Origin of the sequence: Ancylomarina sp., from assembly GCF_041555295.1 — a bacterium.
In the GTDB taxonomy this organism is placed as follows: Bacteria; Bacteroidota; Bacteroidia; order Bacteroidales; family Marinifilaceae; genus Ancylomarina.
Map to the genome: position 1 here is coordinate 1 of NZ_JBFFKR010000451.1, position 1,839 is coordinate 1,839.

The 1,839-nt window shown below is 39.4% G+C and carries 1 protein-coding gene; it reads left to right on the forward strand.

Going from position 1 to position 1,839, the window contains the following annotated elements; genetic code table 11:
* Positions 1–1,839 (forward strand): efflux RND transporter permease subunit (locus tag ABY905_RS16990; protein ID WP_372646044.1); only part of this gene is annotated, 1,839 nt, incomplete at both ends.

Consider the following 1,839-nt stretch of genomic DNA (forward strand, 5'->3'; position numbering starts at 1 on the left):
CCAATTTTGATCGTTTTATTTGGAATTACCAGCTGGCAGGGCTTTGATAAGATGTTTGGTTTTGCACCTAATTTTGTGAAAGAAACAGCTCTTTATCAGAACTTGGATGAAAAATTACCGGGTATTGGAAAAGAATTTATGCCTTCTTTGGATGAGGGGTCTTTCTTACTGATGCCAACTACCATGCCTCATTCGGGTATAGCTGAAAATTTGGAAGTGATTCGCATCCTTGATAAAAAACTAAATAATATACCCGAAGTTGAGTCTGTGGTTGGGAAATGGGGACGAGTGAATTCTGCACTAGATCCTGCTCCCACATCCATGTACGAGAATGTGATTAACTATAAGTCAGAATACATTCTTAATGAAGATGGGCACAAGATGCGCTTTAAAGTAAACCGTGATGACGCTTTTATTCTAAAAGATGGATCGGTTTATAATCCCAAAGAAGAAGGATTCCGTTTGGTGGCTAAGGAAAACTTAGTTGTTGATAAAAACGGTGATTATTTCCGTCAGTGGCGAGAAAAAATCAAATCACCCAATGACATTTGGGATGAGATTATCAATAAGGCTACGATACCAGGTCTGACTTCAGCACCAAAGTTGCAGCCTATTCAAACTCGATTGGTAATGCTACAGACTGGGATGCGAGCGCCAATGGGAATTAAGGTTTTTGGACCTGACTTGGAGAGTATAGAAAAGGTCGGCTTTGAATTGGAGAAACAACTGAAGAAAGTAGAAGGTGTCAATGGCATGTCTGTTTTTGCAGATAGAGTTGTAGGTAAGCCTTATCTTGAAATGGAGATTGACCGGGATGCTATTTCTCGTTATGGTTTATCCATAAAAAATATGCAAGCGGTTATCAGTTCTGCCATTGGTGGGATGAAATTGACATCTACGGTTGAAGGTCGTGAGCGTTTCCCAGTAAGGTTGAGATATGCTCGTGAATATCGAGATAATCCTGAAGCTTTAAAGAAGATTCTGATTCCTACACCAACAGGTGTTCAAATTCCTTTAGGAGATTTAGTTACATTCCATTATGTACGTGGACCTCAAATGATCAAATCGGAGAATACTTTCTTAGTCGGTTATGTGATTTTCGACAAAAAAGAAGGATTTGCTGAGATCGATGTGGTAGAGAATGCGCAGGAATATCTGGATGAAAAACTTGAATCAGGTGAATTTGTATTGCCAGCAGGAGTCTCTTATGTCTTTACAGGTAATTATGAGAACCAGATAAGAGCGACCAAACGTTTAATGATTGTGGTTCCGGTATCACTAATGATTATTTTCTTGATTCTTTACTTCCAATTCCGATCGGTTATTTCTACCTCTCTAATATTTACTGGAATTATTGTGGCTCTTTCAGGAGGGTTTATCATGCTTTGGCTATATGGTCAGACATGGTTCTTAGATTTTTCTTTGGCAGGTATGAATTTTAGGGACTTATTCCAAGTGCAGACCATAAATCTTAGTGTCGCCGTTTGGGTTGGTTTTATCGCCCTCTTTGGCGTGGCAACTGACGATGGTGTCTTGATCAGTACTTATATCAAGCAATTACAGGATAAGAAACCTGCTAAAACTGTAACAGAAGTTAGAGAACTGATTATCGAAGCGGGTTCAAAAAGAGTTCGCCCAGCCATTATGACGACCGCTACGACCATCATCGCACTTTTACCTGTACTTACTTCAACAGGAAAAGGTTCGGATATTATGATTCCGATGGCAATTCCACTATTTGGAGGAATGACTATCGAAGTTTTAACCATGTTGGTGGTTCCTGTACTTTATAGCATGTGGCAGGAGAGGAAAATTAAGAAGCAAGGTTCTATAAATCAA